This is a genomic window from Prevotella sp. Sow4_E9_plate, from assembly GCF_052116205.1.
In the GTDB taxonomy this organism is placed as follows: Bacteria; Bacteroidota; Bacteroidia; order Bacteroidales; family Bacteroidaceae; genus Prevotella.
Genome location: NZ_JBQKLN010000153.1, coordinates 1 through 401, shown reverse-complemented (window position 1 = coordinate 401; position 401 = coordinate 1). Strand labels below are relative to the sequence as shown.

The window sequence follows — 401 nt, the reverse complement described above, 5'->3', positions numbered from 1 at the left end:
TTCAGAGATGATTGCTTCGGAAGATCTCATCCGTGAGAATGAAGCTATATATCTGCCTCCATTCTATCATTCTGAACGTGGAACGGCAAAGAAACTCTTGACCTTAATAAATAGTCAAGGAGCAAATAACCTCGGATTGAAGGCTGATATTAAAGCGATTGAAAAGGCCTCTGGTATAGAATATGACGAGGTTCAGATTGCTGCCATCCAACAAGCGATCCGCTCGAAAGTGATGGTACTGACTGGCGGTCCTGGTACAGGTAAGACCACAACTACGCAAGGTATTATTGCTGCGTATAAAACGGCAGGAATGAGGATTTTGCTTGCAGCACCTACTGGCCGTGCGTCCAAGCGAATGAGCGAAGCTACCAATATGGAAGCCAAGACCATTCATAGACTAT

The 401-nt window shown here is 44.9% G+C and carries 1 protein-coding gene; it reads left to right on the top strand.

Features of this window, described 5'->3' with window-relative positions:
* The coding region (locus ACTQ53_RS17660; RefSeq protein ID WP_441934632.1) for an AAA family ATPase at positions 1 to 401 on the top strand (401 nt) is incomplete at both ends.